The organism is Streptomyces sp. NPDC090106 (genome assembly GCF_044747265.1).
Taxonomy (GTDB): Bacteria; Actinomycetota; Actinomycetes; order Streptomycetales; family Streptomycetaceae; genus Streptomyces.
The window spans coordinates 480,991-499,443 of the sequence record NZ_JBIVDS010000007.1 but is presented as its reverse complement, the minus strand read 5'-3'; the positions used below and the strand labels follow the sequence as shown (position 1 = coordinate 499,443).

The following is an 18,453-nucleotide window of genomic DNA, read 5'->3' as shown; positions in this document are numbered from 1 at the left end:
GTGCGGCGGACGCCGGAGGGCCGGGGGACGGACGGGCGGGCCACGGCGCCGGTCAGGCGCGGCCGTAGTCGGCGTCGACGACCTCGGCGAGGTCGCGCGGGGTCGGGTAGGCGAAGACCAGGGAGACCGGGATGTCGTCGACGCCGAGGATCTCCTGGAGCCGGCCGGTGATCTGGAAGGCGGTCAGGGAGTCGCCGCCCGCCTCGTAGAAGTCGGTGTCCGCGGTGAGTCCGGCGAAGCCGAGGACGTCCCGGAAGACGTCGACGAGCAGGTCGAGGGTGCCGGCGGCGGTCGCGGTGTTCTCGGTCATGGCGTGTGCTCCTCGGGGTGTGCGGTGGTGGTGGGTGGTGCGGTGGTGGTGGGTGGTGCGGTGGGCGGGCGGTGCAGGGCGCGCAGCCGGGCCGGGGTGTTGCCGCCCGAGACGACGGCCACGGCGTGTTCGCGGCGGCCCGCGCGCAGGGCCCCGGCCAGGGCGACGGCCCCGCTGGGTTCGGCGTCGACGCCGTGCCGGCGCAGCAGGTCGGCGGCGGCGATGATCTCCGCCTCGCCGACGGCGATCAGGTCGTCCACCCGGTCCCGGACGATCGGGTAGGTGACGTGTCCGGGGCGCTGGCCGCGCAGCCCGTCCGCGACGGTGCTGCTCGGCGGCAGCTGGACGGGGTGTCCGGCGGCCAGGGAACGGGCGTAGCGCGGAGTGAGGGCGGGTTCGACGCCGACCACGCGCACCGGACGGCCCGCGGCGGCGAGGCAGACGCCCGCCAGGAGACCGCCGCCACCGACCGGGACGTAGAGCGTCCCGGTGTCGGGGGCGTCGGTGAGGATCTCGGTGCCGACCGTGCCCTGACCGGCGACCACCAGGGGGTGGTCGGAGGAGGGGACGAGGACCGCGCCGGTCGTCGCGGCCAGGGCCGCGGCGTGTTCCTCGCGCTCGGCCACGCCCCCGGCGACCCGGACGGTCTCGGCGCCGAGGGCGCGGATCGCGGCGGCCTTGGCGGGGGCGGCGCCCGCGGCGAGGACGACGGTCAGCCGCAGTCCGAGCGTGCGGGCGATCCGGGCCAGGGCGATGCCGTGGTTGCCGGACGAGCCGGTGACGACACGGTCGGCGTCCAGGGCGAGGACGGCGTTGGCGGCCCCCCGGGTCTTGAACGAGCCGCCGAGCTGGCGGTGTTCGGCCTTCAGCAGCAGCCGCGGGCCGTGCGCGGCGGTGACCGGGCCGCGCAGCAGGGGGGTGCGGACCACGTACGGGGCGATGCGGGCGGCGGCGGCCGTCAGATCGGCGGTCGCGGGCAGGACGGGTACGGACGTCGCGGCGGTCGTGGTGCTCATGCGGTGCTCCCGGCGACCAGGCGGCGGCGGTCGGCCTTGCCTCCGCGGGTGGTGGGCAGGGTGGCGTGGCGGTGGAAGTGGCGCGGCATCAGGTGGGGCGGCAGGGTGCGCGCCAGATGGGCGCGCAGGGCGGCGTCGGTGGTCGCGCCGTCGCCGGTGAGGTGGGCGGCGAGAAAGACGCGGCCCCGGCCGTCGGTGCCGGGCGTGACGACGGCGCCGGTCACCGCGGGGTGAGTGAGCAGGGCGCCCTCGATCTCGGAGGGGTCCACGCGGTAGCCGCGGATCTTCACCTGCCGGTCGCCCCGGCCCTCGTAGCGCAGGCCCTGCGCGGTCCACCGGCCGAGGTCGCCGGTGCGGTACATGCGGGAGCCCGGCGGTCCGTAGGGGTCGGGGACGAAGGTGCCGGCCGTGCGGGCGGGGAGGCCGCCGTAGCCGCGGGCGACGCCGGTGCCGCCGATGTAGACCTCGCCCACGGTGCCGTCGGGGACGGGCACGAGAGCGGCGTCCAGGACGCGGACCGTGGTGCCGGCGCGGGGGTGGCCCACGACGTCGTCGGCCGGGTCGGGCACGGCGGGCACGGAGTGGCGGGTGGTGGTCATGGTGCATTCGGTGGGGCCGTACTGGTTGACGAGGCGCCCCGGGACGAGACGGCGTCCGCCCGCGGCGAGGAAGGGGCGCAGGGACTCGCCGCTGGAGGCGACGAGGGTGACCCCGGCCAGCGGGTCGGGCAGGTCGGGCTGTCCGGCCAGGTGGGTGAGGAAGGAGGGGGTGACGCTGAGCAGCGCGGTGACGTGGTGCTCGCGGACGGTGCGGGCGAACTCGGCGGGGCGCAGGAGCCGGGCGCGTTCCACGAGGACGAGGCGGGCGCCGGCCAGCAGGGGGGCGAAGGTGTCGCGCAGGGAGGCGTCGTAGCCGAGGGGCGCGGTCTGCAGGACGACGGTGTCCGGCCCGAGTCCCAGGGCGTGGGCGGTGTCGCGCAGGTAGCCGTCGAGGGCGTGGTGCTCGACGAGGACGGGGCTGGGGTCGCCGGTGCTGCCGGAGGTGTGGCTCACATAGGCGAGGGACCGGGGGTCGGCGGGCGGGAACGGCGGGTCCTCGTCGGGCGCGGGCCGGTCGAGGCGGAGGACGGGGACGCCGAGGTCGAGGGCGGGGGCGTGGGCGGCGGTGGTGAGCAGGAGGCGGGCGCTGGCGGTGCGGACGAAGGACGCCAGCCGGTCGCGGGGCTGGCCCACGTCGAGGGTGAGGAAGGCCGCGCCGCAGCGCAGGACGGCGGCCATGGCGGCGACCGCGTCGCGCCCGTGTTCCACCGCGACGGCGCAGACGGTCTCGGGACGGACGCCGTGGGCGTGCAGCAGGCGGGCCACCTCGCGCACACCGGCGTCGAGTTCGCGGTAGGTGACGGGGCCGTCGGGGGTGTCGAGGGCGATCCGTTCCGGGTGCCGTGCGGCGTGGGCGGCGATGTCGTCGGCGAGTGTGCGCATCAGAGCTGCTCCTCGCCGGTGACGGTCCGGTCCACGGCGACGAACCGGAGTTCGGAGGTGTAGCGGTGTCCGTCGTCGTCGGTGAGCCATGCCTGTTCGGGGGTGGGGAGCATCTCGCTGACCTTCAGCCGGGCGGCGGGGTCCTTGCGGGCGAGCCTGCGGGCGGCCTTGGCGAGGATGGTGAGGTAGACGGGGCTGTCGAAGTCGACGTAGAACGGGCGGGGTTCGGTCGGGGAGACGACGAAGACGAACCGCGGCAGGTCGTGCCGGCGCTGCCAGTGGCGGGCCCGGACGAACCGTGCGGCCTCCGTCTTCTCGTCGGCGAAGTCGAGCTCGGAGACGGGGAGTTGCCAGGTCTCACGGGCCAGGATCATGCGGTCGACGGTGATGCGCGGGGTGTGGTCGCCCTCGGGGCGCAGCGTGAAGCGGTCCATGACCCGCTGGGTGAGGGTGTTGGCGTAGGCGTCGAGGAGGTCGTAGCGGGTGCCGTCGGGCAGGACGGCGGTCAGCCGGCCGTCGGTGTCCTCCACCAGGACGTCGGCGCTGAGCGCGGTGCGCGGGCGGTGCGGGTCCCCGGTCTGGTCGACGAGTGCGACGTAGTGGTCCTGGTCGCGGTCGAGGGAGGGGCGGCTGCGGGTGGACCACTTCAGGGGGAGTTCCTTGGCGAGCATGGGCAGCAGCCGGGGTGCCGGGAAGTCGCGGGTGGTCTCGGCGAGCAGTTCCTCCCGGTCGGGGTGCTGGTGCACGAAGAGGGAGGCGCCCATGGTGTTGAGGGCGCAGTGCATCTCGCCCAGGACGAGGTCGACGTCACCGCGGGCCAGGGCCGCCTCGTCGTCGGCGACGACCAGGACGTCGGGGCTGAAGTAGCGGGCCAGGGACCAGCCGTCGCCGGGCTCGGCGAACTCCTCGCGGACCCGGTCGGCGAGGTCGGCGGTGGTCAGCCGAACGCTGCGCGCGCCGGGCGGGATGTCGAGGAGGCGGGTCCACGCGGCGCGGAGTTCGGCCTGGACGGCGTCGGCGAGGTCGCCGGCCTCGGGGTGCGGGGAGGGCAGGGTGTGCAGCCACAGGGTGGCGAGGTCGACGGGGGCGCCGTCGGCGGCGAGCCGGGCGTGCACGGTGCGCAGGCGGGCGCGGATGCCGTCGGCGAAGCGGTTGGTCATCCAGCGGGCGGCGGTCAGGCACAGCTGGAGGGGTTCCATGAGGGCGAGCAGGCCGGGTCCGGCGGTGGCGGTGGCGGCGCGCCGGGTGTCGGAGTAGACGAGGCCGCGGCAGGGCGCGGTCCTGGCTCCCTTGGCGCGCTGGGCCTCGGTGTCGGTGAGGGCGGCGAAGTCGGCTTCGAGGGCGGCGATGGCGGCGCCGAGCGCGTCGGCGTCGTCACCGGCGTCGCGTACGGTGTCGCGGCCCGCCTCCAGGACGGCGAGCGGGGCCAGCGCGCGGTCGCGGGCCGCCCGGTCGGGGACGCGCTCCAGGATGGCGCGCAGGGCCTGGTCGGGGTGGGTGGCGGCGGGTACCTCCAGGCGCCACTGCACCCACCGCCGCCGTGCCAGCTCCCGTACGGTGTGCGTCACTTCGTCGACCGGCAGGTCCAGTGCGGCGGCGACGGCGGCGACGGGCCGGGTGCCGTCGCACAGCTCCAGTACGGCCGTCTCGCGCTCCCCCACCGGCTGCGCGGGGCGGCCGGGCACCCGTACGGTGCCGTCGGCGGCGCGGACGATGGAGACGCGGCGCGGCGGGATCCAGCGCATCAGCTCGGCGTCCTCGGCCAGCACCTTGGCCAGGGCGTCGATCGCCCAGCCGGAGAAGTAGACCTCTCCCGCGGCCAGGAAGCCGTGTCCGGCGGTGGTGGCGACGGCGTCGCCGGCGTCGGGGTCCCAGCGGCCCCAGCCGACGGGGCCGAAGAAGCCGATGGTGTCGTTCTTCACGCAGAACCGCTGCCAGTAGTGGGCGACGAGCTCCTCGCGCTGGCGCGGCATGCTGCTGCGGGCGTCCGTGCCCGGCCGCCAGCGCAGGAACGGGGCGATACCGGTGCGCAGCACGGCGGGGTTCTGCCAGGCCAGCGCCGCCTGGAAGCGGGGGCGGGCGGCGACCTCCTGGAGGCGGCGGGCCGTGTCCACGGCGGCGGCGGCCAGCTCCTCACCGAACGCGTCCCATTCGGGGCCGGACAGCGCGGTGCCGGGGCCGAACTTGTCGGCGGCCTCGGCCAGTCCGGGCGGGGCCAGGCCCAGCACGCCGTCGGCGGGGAAGCCGGGGCCGCGCAGCGCGAACTGTTCCCACAGCCGCCAGCCTCCGCCCGGCAGCAGGACAGGTGCGTGCTCGTCCGACATCGCGTGCTCCTTCCGGAAAGGGGGGTGCGGGAGGCGACCGGCCCCGGGGCGGACGGTGGTCCGCCCCGGGTTCGCCGGGTTCTCCGGCCGGACAGCACGGTCCCGCGCCTCGGGGCCGGGCCGACAGAGAAGATCCGGCAGCAACGCGCGCCGCGGGTTCGGCGCGTTCGTCCCTGACCCCGGCCGTGGGGTCCGGGGCACGCTGTCGGCGTCGGCCGTGACCTGCGGCCGGTCCCATCACCCGCGGGAGGTTCACCGTGACGCAACCCGACTCCGGACACGGCGCGGACGCCGACGAGGTCCGTGCTCACACCGACGAGGAGTACCTCGTGGTCCGCAACGACGAGGAGCAGTACTCGATCTGGCGGGCGGACCGCGAACCGCCCGCCGGCTGGCACCCGGAGGGGCTGCGCGGCAGCTGGCAGGCGTGCCTGGACCACATCGGCGTCATCTGGACGGACATGCGTCCGCTCAGCCTGCGCCGGCGCCTGGCAGGGGCCGATGCCTGAGCGGCTCCCGGGCCGCCTGCCGGGCCCGTCGGCCCACGACCCGCCGGGAACGGCGTCGCGCTCCTCGCTGCTCGTTCCCCCGCCGGAGCAGGCGCTCGCGCCGCGGCTGTGTCCGGCGGTGCTGGACCTGTCCGCGCTGCGGGCCGGGGCGGGTCCCCGGGGGCCCCGTGCCCTGCGCGGACCGCTGGAGCTGTATCTCGCCCGGGTCGCGGAGCAGGACGCGCAGGCGCTCCGGGACGCGGGCGAGGTCCTGGACGAGGAGGAGCGGGCCCGGGCCCGCGCCTTCCGCCACGACCGGGACCGGGACGCCTATGTGGTGGCCCACGCGGGGCTGCGGGGTGTGCTGAGCGTCGTGCTCGGGGTGCGCGCCGAGGCCCTTCCGCTGGCGCGCGAACCGTGCGCGGGCTGCGGCGGACCGCACGGGCGGCCCGTGCTGCGCACACCCGGGGTGCACTTCTCGCTGTCGCACAGCGGCGGGCTGGTGCTGGTGGCGCTCGCGCCGGCGCCGGTCGGCGTCGACGTGGAGGAGCTGGCCACGGTGAAGGTGATGCTCAGCGCGCAGGCCGCGCTGCACCCGGCCGAGGCGGACGAACTGGCTCGGCTGCCCGCGTACGGCCGTCCGGCCGCGTTCACCCGGGCCTGGGTCCGCAAGGAGGGCTATCTCAAGGGCCTGGGGACAGGTCTGGTGCGCGATCCGGCGCTCGACTTCCTGGGCACCGGCCCGACGCCGGCCGATCCGGCGCCGGGGTGGTCCGTACGGGACGTCCTCGTGCCGTCGGGCTACGCGGCGGCGGTGGCGCTGCGCACCCGCTGAGCCGCTCGCGGACCGCCGGCGACAGCGCGGCGGGGACCGGTGGGACACCGGTCCCCGCCGCGCTGTCGGCTTGTTCCGCGGGCGTCCGACCCACGCACCGCCTTCACTTCTCGCGCACCCTTTCCGCCAGGGCCGGCGGGATACGATCACGCGCGTGACAGCGCCCGAACCGACCATCCTCGCCACGTCCGGCGGCCACCGCCCCGGTACGCGCACCCGGGTGCTCTTCGACTCCCTGGTCCATCACGCGGTCGACCTGTCCGGCGTCCACGGCAGGCGCCCGCGGATCCTGCACGTCGGCACCGCGGTGGGGGACGCCGAACACGTCACGGCGCGGGTCTCGGAGGCGGCGCGGGTGGCGGGCTTCGACCTGACCCCGCTGTCGCTGTTCCCCATGCCCAGCGTCGAGGACGTCGAGGGCACGGTCCTGGGCCACGACGTGGTGTGGGTGGGGGGCGGCTCGGTCGCCAATCTCCTCGCCGTGTGGCGTGTGCACGGTCTGGACGAGGTGCTGCGGCGCGCCTGGCACGCCGGGGTGGTGCTGGCCGGGGTGAGCGCGGGCTCGATCTGCTGGTTCGAGGGCGGCACCACCGACTCCTTCGGCCCCGAACTGCGGCCGGTGACCGGCGGACTGGGCCTGCTGCCGTACGGCAACGGCGTGCACTACGACTCCGACGCGGGCCGCCGCCCGCTGATCCACCGTCTGGTCGCCGACGGCGTCTTCACCGAGGCCCACTGCACCGACGACGGGGTGGGGCTGCTCTACCGGGGCACACGGCTCGTCGAGGCGGTGGCGGAGCTGCCGGACAAGGCCGCGTACGTGGTGCGGCGGGAGGACGGGCGCGCCGTGGAGGAACGCCTCGTCCCGCGCCGCCTGCCCTCCCCCTGACGGGCGCCCCTCCGTCCGGCTGCGGGCACACGACCGCGCGGGGCGACGGGTCCGGCGCCCGGTGCCCCCGCACCCGGTCCGTGTTCCCGTGCCCCGCGTCGTGGACGTGGGCCCGCCCGGCTCAGACCAGGCCGTGACGTACGGCGTGGGCGACCGCGTGGGCGCGGTTGCGGGCCTGGAGGCGGGCCATGATCTCGTAGATGACGTTCTTGACGGTGTGTTCGGAGCAGCTCAGCAGCAGCGCGATGTCGGCGTTGCCGTAGCCCTCGGCCATCAGCAGCAGGACCGAGGTCTGCCGTGCGGTCAGGGCCGGGGTGCCGGTGGCGGACAGCGGCTCGCCGGGGTGCGGGCCGGTGGTCAGCAGCCGGGTCAACTCCGGGTAGGGGATGCTCGGATGGGGGTGGACGGCCCGGTCGACGGCGGTGCTCAGGGTGTCCTCGGTCAGTTCGGCGGCGCCGACCACGACCGCCCCGGCGCGCAGGGCCCGCAGCCGGCCGGCGCGTCCGACGGTGTCGCAGACCAGGAGCAGCGGCCCGGGGGCTCCGACGCCCCGCAGGGCCCGGTCCGGGTCGGCGGCCACGACGACGGTGACGGTGAGCGTCCTGGCGGACGTGTGCTCCCCCGGCGTGGGGAGGAGTCCGGCCCGTTCGGCCAGCGCGCGGACCCGGTCCGCCCCCGGACCGGGTACGACCCGCACGGCGACGGCGGGCGCGGGCATCGGCGCGGGGAGGGCGGGGGCGGACGGCGGGGCCGTGAGGGCGGTGGTCACAGCAGACCCGCCCGCAGCGCGTAGGCGACCGCGTGGGCGCGGTTGCGCAGCCGGAACCGCCGGGTGATGTCGTGGACGACCGTGGTCACGGTGCGGGGCGAGTAGGCGAGCCGCTGGGCGATCTCCGCGGTCTCGTGCCCGTCGGCCACCAGACGCAGCACGGAGCGCTCCCGGTCGGACAGCATGCCGTCGCTCCAGCCGCCGGCGCCGCGGACGACGGTGTCCGGCCGGTCCAGGAGCTGTTCGAGCAGGCCGGGTGGCAGGGTGCAGTCGTCGCGGGCGGCGGCCAGCACCGCGTGGGCGAGCCGCGAGGCGTCGGCCTCGCGGCGCAGGAGCAGTCCCCGGGCGCCGGCGGCGAGTGCGTGCACCACGTCCCCCGAGGCGAGCGTGCCCGCCACGAGGACGACGGCGGGGCGGTGGGGCTGGGTGCGGGTGGCGCGCACCATGTCGAGTTCGGCCGGGCCGAGCCGGTCCACGGTGAGGACCGCGACCCGCGCGTCGGCGGGCTCGCACACGGTCAGTTCGGGGCGGACCTGGAGGGTGGTGCGGGTGCCTGCCTCCAGCACGGGGTCGAGGGCGACCACACTGACAGGTACGGGTACTCCCATCTGCTGCTCCTTGGAAGGTCGTCCGCCCGGCCTGGGGCTCATCGGGCGGTCCGGCATGGGGACTTGGGTCCACCGTGCCGTCCGCGGCGGTGCGGCGGGATCGGTAGACGGCCCCCACTTTTCCGCCGGGACGGGGGCGGGCCGGCGGACCTGAGCCGTCCCGGGGCCCCGGGAGTGAGGGCGGGCGCCCGGGAATGGGGGGACGGACGCCGGGGAACGGGGGGCGGACCCTAGGAAGAGGAAGGCGGACCCTGGGGAACGGGGGGACGGGCCCCAGGGAACGGGGGGACGGGCTCTCCGGAACGGGGGTGTCCGTGGGGGACGTACGCCCTTCCCCGGCGCCGGGCGGGGCGGTCTGGGGGGTGCGGGGCCGCCCGCGCCACCCGGACCGGGTGGTTCCGGTGGCCGTCGCCCCGGTGCCACTCCCTGCGCGATCCCCCACGCGCACGGCTCCCGCCTGCGGTTTCTCCGCCCCTCCCCCCATGTCCGCACGGGTGGGTAGGGCCTCACCGAGAATATGGGGGACGGTTACCCATGTGGGCGCGCACGGGGGTCTGCGACCTTCTTCTCGTGACCGACACCGCAAGCCTCCCGACTCCCCGGAGCGCCGGACTCCCCGCCAGCTGGTGGGCCCCGGCGCTGACCCTCACGGAGCGGCTCGCCGCCCCCGGGCTCCCCGCGGCGTCCCCCTCGGCCGCCGCTCCGGGGCCGCTGCCCTGGACCGCCGGGGACACGGAGGGCTTCGCGCTGCGGCTGGACCGTCTCGGCGTCGGCGCGGACACGGTGGCCGCGCTGGCGGCCGAGCCGGCCGAGCGGCTGGCCTCCCGGGTGGCCGAGCCCGACTGGGCGGAGTACGGGGAAGCGGTCCTGGACACAGCGCCCGACGCCCTTCCCGAGGTCGAGGTCGCAGGCGAGGGTCCCGACGCGTTCGCCGCGGTCGTCAGGCCGGTGGTCGCCACCGCCGCCGCCCGCCTCGCCGACCTGCTGACCGAGGTCCCGGCGGCCGAACAGGCCGTCTGGCTCGACGGGTTCACCCAGCGGCTGACCCGCCAGCTGGTCCGCCAGGCCGCCCGCACCCTGGTCCACGAACTCCAGGCGGCGCGGCGCTCCGGGCGCCTGGCGGGGGCCGGTCCGCGGGAGCGGTTCGCGTCCTTCGCCGCGGCCACCGGCAGCCGGGCCGGGCTCACCGAACTGTTCGCCGCCTACCCGGTGCTGGCCAGGATGCTCGCCCGCACCGCCCTGGACGCCACGACGGCCGCCGCCGAGCTCGTCACCCGCTTCCAGGCCGACCGGGACGCCCTGGTCGACAGCCTCCTCGACGGCCGGGCGCCCGGCTCGCTGGTCCGGGTGGACCTCGGCCGCGGCGACGCCCACCAGGGCGGCCGGTCCGTGGCGGTCCTGCACTTCGCCGACGGCACCCGGATCGTCCACAAGCCGCGCCCCCTCGACCAGCACGCCCTGCTCGACACCCTGGTCGGCTGGCTCAACGCCAAGGTGCCGGGACTGGACCTGCGCACCGCGCGCACGGTGCGCCACGAGGCCTACGGCTGGCTGGAGTTCATCGAGCACCGCTGGTGCGGCACGGTCACCGAGACCGACGCGTTCTACCGCCGCCAGGGTGCCCTGCTGGCCCTGCTGTACGCGGTGGACGGCGCCGACATGCACTACGAGAACGTCATCGCCCACGGCGACCAGCCGGTCCTCGTGGACGCCGAGACGCTGCTGCACACCGGCCTGGGGCAGGTCCTGACGGCGGGTGCCGACCCGGCCGCGGACGCCCTGGCCGCCTCCGTGCACCGCACCTGCCTGCTCCCCCATCTCCTCATCGGCGAGCACGGCGCCCTGGACATCTCCGCGCTCGGCCGGGACACCGACGGCACCTTCCCCGGTGAGGGGCTGCGCTGGGAGGACAGCGGCCGGGACACCATGCGGGCCATGCGCGGCCCGCTGCCCAGCCCGGCCGCGCAGAACCACCCGCTGCCCGCGGGCACGTCCCTCGCGGGCGCCGACCACACGGCCGCCCTGCTGGAGGGATTCCGCACCGCCTACACGGCGATCGCCGCGCACCGCCACGAACTGCTCGGCTCCGACGGCCCGCTGGCCCGCTGGGCGGACCGCCCGGCCCGGCTGATCGCCCGCGCGACCCGGCTGTACGCGACGCTGCTGGAGGAGTCCACCCACCCTTCCCTGCTGGGCGACGCGCTCGCCAGGGAAGGGGTGTTCGCGGTGCTGTGGACCGAGTCCGAGCACGACACGGCGCGGGAGCGGCTGACCGAGCACGAGACGGCCTCCCTGTGGCGCGGCGACATCCCCTTCTTCACGCACCGGCCCAGCGGCACCGCGGTCCGCTCCGACGCCGGCACCACGATCCCCGGCGTTATGCCCGTGGCCGCGGTGACGGCGGTCCGGGAGAAGATCGGCCGGATGGACGAGGTCGGCTGCCACGACCAGGAATGGATCATCTCGGCCACCCTCGCGGTGCGCGGCGCGGGTTCCCCGCTCGACCGCCCGCGGTCGGAGCTGGCGGTGGCGCCGGTGCCGCCCGTGGCGCCCGAGGCGTCCCGGCTGCTGGCCGCCGCGTGCGGCATCGCCGACGAGATCGCCGCCCGCGCGGTCCGCGGCGGCTCACGCACCAACTGGATCGGCCTGGAGCGGGTCGCGGGACCCCACTGGGCGGTGCTGCCGATGGGCGCCGGCCTCGCCCAGGGGTACTGCGGAGTGGCCCTGTTCCTGGCCCACACCGACGCCCTGACCGGAGCAGGCCGGTACGCGGCGGCGGCCCGGGAGGCGGTGCGCCCGCTCCCCGCTCTCCTCAAGGCGCTCGCCGACGATCCCCAGCTGGGCGCGGCGGCCGGCCCCGGCGCCTACGACGGTCTCGGCGGCATCGTGTACGCGGTGGTCCGGCTGGCGGCGCTGCTCGGCGACGGGCTGGAGGCGTGTCTGCCGCACGCCCTGACCGCGCTGGGCCACGCCGCTGCCGCCTGCCCCGACCCGGGGCTCGCCCAGGGCAGGGCCGGGGCGCTGGCCGCGGCCGTCGCGGTGCACGAGGCCACCGGCGATCCGGCCGCGCTGCGGCTGGCGGACGCCGTGGCGGACCTGCTGCTCAAGGCCGCGGGTGACGGCACGGACGGCCGGGTCCTCGCGTCCTCCACGGGTTTCGCCGACGGCACGGCCGGAATCGCCTGGGCGCTGCTGCGCTACGCGGCCCTCGGCGGAGAGCGCGCCGCGCGTGCCGCCGGGCCGGCCCGGGCCCTGCTCGGCCAGGTCCCGGCGACCGACGACGGGGCGGACCTGTCCTGGTCGCGGGGGCTGGCCGGACAGGCCGCCGCCCGGCTCCACCGGGTCACCGCTCCGCTTCCCGGCTCCCGGCTTCCCGAGGCCACCACCGCTCTTCGCGCCTCCCGACGCCCCGGGACCGCCACCCCTCGTCCCGCCTCCGAGCTCCCCGAGACCGCCGCCCCTCTCCCCGACGCCCTCGCCGGCCGTCTCGCGCAGGCTCCGGTCGCCCCCGACCTCAGCCTCGCCGGAGGCGCCCTCGGCAGGCTGGAGGCCCTGACCGCCCTGGCCGAGCACGGCAGCGCCACGGCACGGTCGGCCCTGCACCGGCACAGCGGGCAGGTCCTCGCCCTCGTCGAGGCCCAGAGCCACCGCTGCGCCACGCCCGACCACGTGCCCTCACCGGGGCTGATGACCGGGCTGTCCGGCATCGGCTACGGACTGCTGCGCCTGGCCCACCCCGAATCCGTTCCGTCGGTCCTGCTCCTGCGTCACCCGGCCCGACGATCCGACCGCACCTGAGTTCTTCCGCACCACGGCACCTCCCACCTCCAGAACGTGCCTCCCGCACGGGACATCAGAAGGGGACCACCGTCATGGACCAGAACCTCATCGCCGCCGACTCCGCCGAGACCGCCCGCGTCGACGCCGCCGCCACCGAGCAGGACGCGGCGGGCGGCATCACCCTCTCCGGCCGCAACCGCGCCTGCGCCCGCGCCCGGGTGCTGGCCGGCATGGTCCTCACCAGCGGCATCGTCATCACGCTCAGCACCCTGGACACCTCGGTCTCCGCCCCCAACTGAGGTCCACCACCCAGTCGTCGCGCGTGATGGCGCGGGCCCGCCCGGCGGGCCCGCGCCGCGGCGTTCCCGCAGGCCGTACCGGGACGCCCCTCGCGGCCCCGCGCAACCGCCGCGAACGGCATCGCGGTCGATCAGGACCCGGGCGATCTGCCCCTGGCTCACATATGCCGATTATCATCAGCGTTCATGCGTTCCCATACGCCTTCCCTGGTCGGGCGGGACCCTCAACTCACCCAGCTCGAACGCGCCATGGCCGAGGCGAGGCAGGGCCGGGGCGGTGTCGTCTTCCTGGTCGGCGAGGCCGGCGTCGGCAAGTCCCGGCTCGCGGCGGAGGCCGTGGGCGGCGCACTGGACCGCGGTATGCGGGTGCTGCGCGGACGCAGCAGCACGACCGGCCCCTCCGTGCCGTTCCGGCCGCTGACCGAGGCCCTGATGTCGCTGTTCCGGGGCGGCGAGCCGATGGACGACCTCCCGCTCGGCCCCTACCGCACGGTTCTCGGGCGGCTGATCCCGGACTGGGACACCGGGGAACGCGACAGCAGCTCCATGGTCATCCTGGGCGAGGCCGTCCTGCGTCTGCTCATCGCCACCGGGCGCGGCCAGGGCCAGTTGCTGTTCCTGGAGGACCTGCACGACGCCGACCCCGAGACGCTCGGCGTCCTGGAATACCTGGTCGACAACCTGGAGTACACGCCCGTCCTGCTGGTGGCGACCGTGCGCACCGACATCAGCGACGCCCTCGACCTCGCGCAGTCCGCCCGCCGCCGGGGCGCCGCCGCGCTGGTCGAACTCGCGCCGCTCACCCGGCCGCAGGTGCACGAGGTGATCGCCGCGCAGCTCGGCGCGGACGGCCCCGACGCCGTCCCGGCCGAGGTGCTCCAGCGGCTCTGGGAGGACAGCGCGGGCAGCCCGTATCTCGTCGAGGAGCTCCTCCAGTCGATGATCGGCTCCGGCACTCTGGTGCAGGGACCCGAGGGCTGGCGCGCCGTCGGGGACCTGCGCCGTGACGTTTCCTCTACGCTGGCCCGCGGCATCCTGCGGCGCATCGACCGCCTCGGCGCCCAGGGCCTGACGCTGCTGTCGGCCGCCGCCGTGCTGGGCCGGCGCTTCCCGCTCTCCGTGCTCCAGCGCATGACCGGCGTCGACGACCGCGCCCTGCTCGGCCATCTGCACGCGAGCGTCGCCGCCCGTCTGGTCGTGCCGGACGAGCCCGCGCCCGACTGGTACTCCTTCCGGCACTCCCCCACCGTGGAGGCCCTGTTCACCCAGATGACACCGGGTCAGCGGGCCGACCTGGCCCGGCGGGGCGCGGAGGCGGTCGAGGAACTGCACCCGGGCCTGGAGGCCGACTGGTGCGCGCTGGCGGCCGGGCTGCGCTGCGAGGCGGGCGACCGGGTCGAGGCGGGGCTGCTGTACGCCGACGCGGGCGGCCGTGCCCTGTCGGCGGGAGCGCTGAACTCCGCGGTGACGCTGCTCAGCCGGGCCGAGGGACTGCTGGCGGAGGGCGGGGACCCGCAGGCACGGGCCGCGGTGCTGGAGAACCTGCTGCCCGCGCTCGCCGAGGCCGGTGACTTCGCGCGCGCCTTCGACCTGGTGGACGACCTCCACGCGCTCGACGGCGCCGGCCTCAGCGCGGTCCGTCTGGCCACCCTGCACGCACGGCTGGCCAAGGTGGCGCACACCGCCGGACGCTGGAGCGACGGCAACCGGCAGATAGCGCGCGCCCGCGAGGTCCTGGCGGGTGCCCCCGGAGAGGCCGCCGAGACGGCGGAGGCGACCACGGCCGCCGTGGACGTGACGGCCGCCTATCTGGCCCTGGACACCCCCGGCCCGGACCGCACCCAGCACGCCGAGAAACTGGCCCGCTCCGCCGCCGACACCGCCGAACGGCACGGTCTGCCCGTCGTCGCCTGCCAGGCGTGGGAACTGCTCGCCACGGTGGCCCGCGAACGGGACCCGCGGGAGTCGGCGGCCATGCTCCAGCAGGCCCTGACCACCGCGGAACGCAACCGCCTGCCCTTGCAGCGCATGTACGCGGCCACCCGCATGGGCGGCAACGCCTGGCTCGCCGAGGGCGACACCTCGGGACTGCTGGCGGCCCGTCAGGAGGCGCTGCGCCTGGGCTCGGTGAGCATCGTGCACACCGTGGACGGCATCCTCGTCCTGGACGCCGTCCTGCGGGGCGAGGACGCGTCCGCGCGGGCGTCCGCCGAGGAGTGCCTGGCCGTGGTCCGCCGGCTGCGCCTCGCACCCGCCGTGCGCTACGTCCTGATGGCGCGGGCCACGCTGGAGGCGCATCGCGGGGACCGCGCCGCGATGGAGTCGGCGCTCGCCGCGTTCGCCGAGTGGGACGGCGCCGGCTCCCAGGAGGAACCGCTGAGCCTGGGGCTGGCACGGGCCTTCTGCTCCCTGCTGGAGGAGGACCGGCAGTTGGCCCGGGCGGAGTTGGGGGCGGTGCTGGCGCTGGAGGCGGACAACCCCTCCACGTACCACCTCAGCGGCACCCACGGTCTGGTGCTGCTGCTGGACGTGCTGGCCGGGGACGCGGACCGGGTGCGGCACGAGGAGATCGCAGCGACCGCGATGGCCCGGATGCGGTGGAACCGGCAGTTCGTGCACCTCGCCGAGGCGGTCCTGCTGGGGCGCGAGGGCGCCGGGGCGCGGGCGGCGGCGGCCGTGGAGTCGGCGCTCGCGGTGGCGGAGCCGTATCCGCTGGCCCAGCACCTGGGGCTGCGGCTGATCGCGGACGCCGCGCACGAGGACGGCTGGGGCGATCCGGTGGGCTGGCTGCGGCGGGCGGAGCACTACTTCCACGAGCGGGACGTCGCCGCCGTCACGGGGGCCTGCCGGGCGGGCCTGCGCCGGCTGGGCGCGCCGGTGCACCAGCACCGCAGCGGCACCAGCGGCATTCCCGAGCACCTGCGCACACAAGGGGTGACGGTGCGGGAGTTCGACGTGTTCCGGCTGCTCGCGGAGCGGCTGACCAACAAGGACATCGCCGACCGGCTGTTCATCTCCCCGCGCACGGCGGAGAAGCACATCGCGAGTCTCATCACCAAGACGGGAGCGGCCAACCGCGCGGATCTGTGCGCGCGGTCGGCCGCTCTGCGGGACGGCTGAGGGAGGACGGCCCGGAGGTCAGCGCATCTCCCGCACCGCCCGGGAGGCGAGCACCGCGAGGCCCGTCACGGCGAGGACCGCGGCGACGACCCCGAACAGGGCGAGGTGTCCGGTGCCCGCGAGCGCGCCGCACAGGATGAGCGAGAGCGGGGCGGCGGCGTACCCGAGGACCATGTCGACGGAGACGACCCGGGTGAGGACGTCCTGCGGGATGTTGCGCTGGATCCAGCTGAGGCCGAACACGCCCTGGTAGCCGATGGCGAAGCCCATGGCGAGGACCGTCACCACCACGACCGGGGTGCTCTCGGCGAGGCCCAGGACGGCCATGCCCGCCCCCAGCCAGCCGGCGAGCGCGGCCACCAGCAGCCCCACCCGGGGCCTCCCGCCGACCGCGCCGCCGGCCAGGGTGCCCAGCACCGCGCCCCCGGCGAGCGCCCCGTTGAGTACGCCGAGAGTGGCCGAGCCGCCGCGCAGGACCTGGTCGGCGAGGGTGGCGAAGCCGACGGTGAAGGGGCCCGCGTAGCAGAAGTTGACGGCCGTGTCGAGGGCGACGATGGTCCGCAGGCGCGGGTCCCGCAGGGTGTAGGTGACGCCCTCGCGGATGCGGGCGCCGAAGGAGGGGCCGGTCTTCGCCGGTGTCTCCTTCGGGGTCTCGGGCCGGGGGCGGGTGCGGATGCGGGAGACGAGCAGACCGCACAGGGCGAAGCACACGGCGTCGACGAGGAAGGCGACCGGCGCCTGGGTCAGCGCGATGACCGTGCCGCCGACGGCGGGGCCCACGACGGCCGCGGTGCGCGCCCCGGCGCCGAGCAGGGCGTTGGCCGGGGCGAGCAGGTCCTTGTCGACGACCGAGGGGAGGATGGAGACGCGGGCGGGCTGGAAGAAGGCGTCCACGGCGCCGAACGCGGCGGCGGCGGCGCACAGCATCCACACCGTGAGGTCCCCGGTGAGCCCGGCGACGCCGACGGCGGCCATCAGCGCGGCGCGGGTCCAGCTGGAGGCCACCATGAGGGTGCGGGTGGAGAAGGTGTCGCCGAGGGTGCCGCCGACCAGGGTGAGCAGGGCGCGGGGCACGGCCTGGAAGGCCAGGACGTAGCCGAGGGTGAGGGTGGAGCCGGTCAGGGTCAGGGTGATCCAGGAGAACGCGACGACGCTGAAGCCGTCGCCGAGCAGGGAGAGCGCCTGTCCCGTCCACAGGAGGCGGAAGGAACGGTGCCGGGCGGGCGCCCACAGCCGCGGGCGGTCCGCGGCGAGGGTGGTGGCCATGGGGTGCCTTTCGTCGTTCGGCCGGGTCGGGCCGGTCAGTAGCGGACGGGCAGGGCGGTGAGGCTGCGGTTGAGCAGGGACGGCTGCCAGGTGAGCCGGTCGGGGTCGGTCAGGGTCAGCCCGGGGCGTTCGCACACCAGGGTGCGGACGGCACTGACGGCGACGAGCCGGGCCAGGGCGGCGCCGATGCAGAAGTGGGCGCCGAAGCCGAAGCCGAGGTGGGTGGCGCCGGTGCGGGTGACGTCGAAGCGGCCGGGGTCGGGGAAGCGGGCGGGGTCGCGGTTGGCGGCGGCGGTGACGAGGAAGATCCGGTCCCCGGCGCGCAGGGTGTGGCCGTCGAGGTCGAGGTCCCGGGCGGCGGTGCGGATCGACATCTTGGACGGGCCGTCCAGCCGCAGGGTCTCCTCCACGGCGCCCTGCGCCAGGTCCGGATCGGCGCGCACGGCGGCCAGTTGGCCGGGGCGGGTGTGCAGGGCGAGGATCGTGTTGGCGATGAGGTTGCTGGTGGTCTCGCCGCCGGCGAACGCCATCTGGGTGAGCATCCCGACGAATTCCTCCTCACTGACGGAGTCGCCGACCCGGCCCTCCTTGAGGACCTGGCTGATCAGGTCGTCGCCGGGCGCGGCGCGCCGCCGGGCGACCAGGTCGCCGAGGTAGTCCTCCAGGCTGACCAGGGCCTGGAGAGAGGCGCGGTACTCGCTCTCCTCCTGCGCGGTGCCGAGGACGAGGTCGGCGACACGGGTGTTCCAGTACCAGAAGGAGGGTCCGTCGGTGGGCGGGATGCCCAGCCAGCGGGCGAAGACCAGCGCGGGCAGCGGCTTGGCGACGTCGGCCATGAGGTCGCCGGCGCAGCCGGGCACGGCCTTGCGGGCCAGCACGGCGCGGGTCGCCTTCTCGGTGAAGGCGCTGTAGCGGGCCACGGCGCGGGCGGCGAACGCCTCCTGGAACACCTGCCGCAGCCTGCGGTGCTGGGGCGGGTCGTTGAACACCATCCAGCGCGACAGGATGCCGAAGGCGCGCTCGGCGTCGTCACGGGCGCCCTGCGGGACGGCGTCCATCAGCGGCCGGACCCGGTCGGCGGAGACGGCCCGGTCACGCAGGCAGCGCATCACCTGGTCGTAGCCGGTGACGAGCCAGGCGTGGTGCAGCGGGCTCCACTGCACGGGCGCGCCGTCCCGGAGGGAGTCGAGGTGGTCGTAGGGGTCCGCGACCATGTCGGGGGCGAGCAGGTAGCGCTCGACGCGGGCGGGGGCGGTGGTCATCGGGTC

At 76.1% G+C, this 18,453-nt stretch carries 14 protein-coding genes; 6 read left to right on the top strand and 8 right to left on the bottom strand.

The annotated features are described in order from the left end of the window. Window positions 1-52 precede the first annotated feature (52 nt). Genes ACIPSE_RS24795 through ACIPSE_RS24780 form a run of 4 tightly spaced genes read right to left on the bottom strand, consistent with a single transcriptional unit; the run spans window position 53 to window position 5,131 of the window. Window positions 53-310 carry an acyl carrier protein gene (locus ACIPSE_RS24795; RefSeq protein WP_401665880.1) on the bottom strand — a complete coding sequence of 86 codons (258 nt, stop codon included), beginning with the start codon at window positions 308-310 and terminating at the stop codon, window positions 53-55. After that, window positions 307-1,326, bottom strand: a complete 1,020-nt coding sequence (locus ACIPSE_RS24790; RefSeq protein ID WP_401665877.1) for a threonine/serine dehydratase — start codon at window positions 1,324-1,326, stop codon at window positions 307-309. The genes ACIPSE_RS24795 and ACIPSE_RS24790 overlap by 4 nt, the downstream gene beginning before the upstream one ends. Then, window positions 1,323-2,807: an amino acid adenylation domain-containing protein gene (locus ACIPSE_RS24785; protein WP_401665874.1), complete on the bottom strand. Its 1,485-nt coding sequence runs from the start codon at window positions 2,805-2,807 to the stop codon at window positions 1,323-1,325. The genes ACIPSE_RS24790 and ACIPSE_RS24785 overlap by 4 nt, the downstream gene beginning before the upstream one ends. Further along, window positions 2,807-5,131: a lantibiotic dehydratase gene (locus ACIPSE_RS24780; protein ID WP_401665872.1), complete on the bottom strand. Its 2,325-nt coding sequence runs from the start codon at window positions 5,129-5,131 to the stop codon at window positions 2,807-2,809. Before ACIPSE_RS24780 ends, ACIPSE_RS24785 begins: the two co-directional genes overlap by 1 nt. Before the next feature lie 257 nt (window positions 5,132-5,388). Here ACIPSE_RS24780 and ACIPSE_RS24775 point away from each other — a divergent pair, with 257 nt between their 5' ends. The 3 genes from ACIPSE_RS24775 to ACIPSE_RS24765 all read left to right on the top strand — a co-directional run bounded on the left by ACIPSE_RS24775 (window position 5,389) and on the right by ACIPSE_RS24765 (window position 7,343). Then, a complete protein-coding gene (locus tag ACIPSE_RS24775) occupies window positions 5,389-5,640 on the top strand; it encodes an MbtH family protein (RefSeq protein WP_401665870.1) in 252 nt (83 codons plus the stop codon). Beyond that, window positions 5,633-6,454, top strand: a complete 822-nt coding sequence (locus tag ACIPSE_RS24770) for a 4'-phosphopantetheinyl transferase family protein (RefSeq protein ID WP_401665867.1) — start codon at window positions 5,633-5,635, stop codon at window positions 6,452-6,454. The genes ACIPSE_RS24775 and ACIPSE_RS24770 overlap by 8 nt, the downstream gene beginning before the upstream one ends. A gap of 154 nt (window positions 6,455-6,608) precedes the next feature. After that, on the top strand, window positions 6,609-7,343 hold the full coding sequence (locus ACIPSE_RS24765; RefSeq protein WP_401665865.1) for a Type 1 glutamine amidotransferase-like domain-containing protein: 735 nt from the start codon (window positions 6,609-6,611) through the stop codon (window positions 7,341-7,343). A 121-nt stretch (window positions 7,344-7,464) separates the two neighbouring features. On the opposite strand, the gene ACIPSE_RS24760 is transcribed toward ACIPSE_RS24765, so the two are convergent. Both ACIPSE_RS24760 and ACIPSE_RS24755 read right to left on the bottom strand, forming a co-directional pair. Beyond that, on the bottom strand, window positions 7,465-8,112 hold the full coding sequence (locus ACIPSE_RS24760) for a response regulator transcription factor (RefSeq protein ID WP_401665863.1): 648 nt from the start codon (window positions 8,110-8,112) through the stop codon (window positions 7,465-7,467). Then, on the bottom strand, window positions 8,109-8,720 hold the full coding sequence (locus ACIPSE_RS24755; RefSeq protein ID WP_401665861.1) for a response regulator transcription factor: 612 nt from the start codon (window positions 8,718-8,720) through the stop codon (window positions 8,109-8,111). Before ACIPSE_RS24755 ends, ACIPSE_RS24760 begins: the two co-directional genes overlap by 4 nt. A gap of 570 nt (window positions 8,721-9,290) precedes the next feature. Here ACIPSE_RS24755 and lanM point away from each other — a divergent pair. From lanM to ACIPSE_RS24740, 3 genes are all read left to right on the top strand, one after another. After that, window positions 9,291-12,518 (top strand): type 2 lanthipeptide synthetase LanM, encoded by a 3,228-nt coding sequence (lanM, locus tag ACIPSE_RS24750; protein WP_401665858.1) that lies wholly within the window; start codon window positions 9,291-9,293, stop codon window positions 12,516-12,518. A 74-nt stretch (window positions 12,519-12,592) separates the two neighbouring features. Beyond that, window positions 12,593-12,799 carry a hypothetical protein gene (locus ACIPSE_RS24745; protein WP_401665855.1) on the top strand — a complete coding sequence of 69 codons (207 nt, stop codon included), beginning with the start codon at window positions 12,593-12,595 and terminating at the stop codon, window positions 12,797-12,799. Between the two features lie 186 nt (window positions 12,800-12,985). Further along, window positions 12,986-15,919 (top strand): AAA family ATPase, encoded by a 2,934-nt coding sequence (locus ACIPSE_RS24740; RefSeq protein WP_401665853.1) that lies wholly within the window; start codon window positions 12,986-12,988, stop codon window positions 15,917-15,919. Between the two features lie 18 nt (window positions 15,920-15,937). Here ACIPSE_RS24740 and ACIPSE_RS24735 read toward each other — a convergent pair whose 3' ends face one another. Continuing rightward, a complete protein-coding gene (locus ACIPSE_RS24735) occupies window positions 15,938-17,185 on the bottom strand; it encodes an MFS transporter (RefSeq protein WP_401665850.1) in 1,248 nt (415 codons plus the stop codon). A 35-nt stretch (window positions 17,186-17,220) separates the two neighbouring features. Further along, a complete protein-coding gene (locus tag ACIPSE_RS24730; protein WP_401665848.1) occupies window positions 17,221-18,447 on the bottom strand; it encodes a cytochrome P450 in 1,227 nt (408 codons plus the stop codon). Window positions 18,448-18,453: the final 6 nt, after the last annotated feature.

Excerpts from the sequence above, each read along its gene's own strand:
- ACIPSE_RS24795 (WP_401665880.1), bottom strand. The coding sequence starts at position 310 with ATGACCGAGAACACCGCGACCGCCGCCGGCACCCTCGACCTGCTCGTC.
- ACIPSE_RS24790 (WP_401665877.1), bottom strand. The coding sequence starts at position 1,326 with ATGAGCACCACGACCGCCGCGACGTCCGTACCCGTCCTGCCCGCGACC.
- ACIPSE_RS24785 (WP_401665874.1), bottom strand. The coding sequence starts at position 2,807 with ATGCGCACACTCGCCGACGACATCGCCGCCCACGCCGCACGGCACCCG.
- ACIPSE_RS24780 (WP_401665872.1), bottom strand. The coding sequence starts at position 5,131 with ATGTCGGACGAGCACGCACCTGTCCTGCTGCCGGGCGGAGGCTGGCGG.
- ACIPSE_RS24770 (WP_401665867.1), top strand. The coding sequence starts at position 5,633 with ATGCCTGAGCGGCTCCCGGGCCGCCTGCCGGGCCCGTCGGCCCACGAC.
- ACIPSE_RS24755 (WP_401665861.1), bottom strand. The coding sequence starts at position 8,720 with ATGGGAGTACCCGTACCTGTCAGTGTGGTCGCCCTCGACCCCGTGCTG.
- ACIPSE_RS24745 (WP_401665855.1), top strand. The coding sequence starts at position 12,593 with ATGGACCAGAACCTCATCGCCGCCGACTCCGCCGAGACCGCCCGCGTC.
- ACIPSE_RS24740 (WP_401665853.1), top strand. The coding sequence starts at position 12,986 with ATGCGTTCCCATACGCCTTCCCTGGTCGGGCGGGACCCTCAACTCACC.
- ACIPSE_RS24735 (WP_401665850.1), bottom strand. The coding sequence starts at position 17,185 with ATGGCCACCACCCTCGCCGCGGACCGCCCGCGGCTGTGGGCGCCCGCC.
- ACIPSE_RS24730 (WP_401665848.1), bottom strand. The coding sequence starts at position 18,447 with ATGACCACCGCCCCCGCCCGCGTCGAGCGCTACCTGCTCGCCCCCGAC.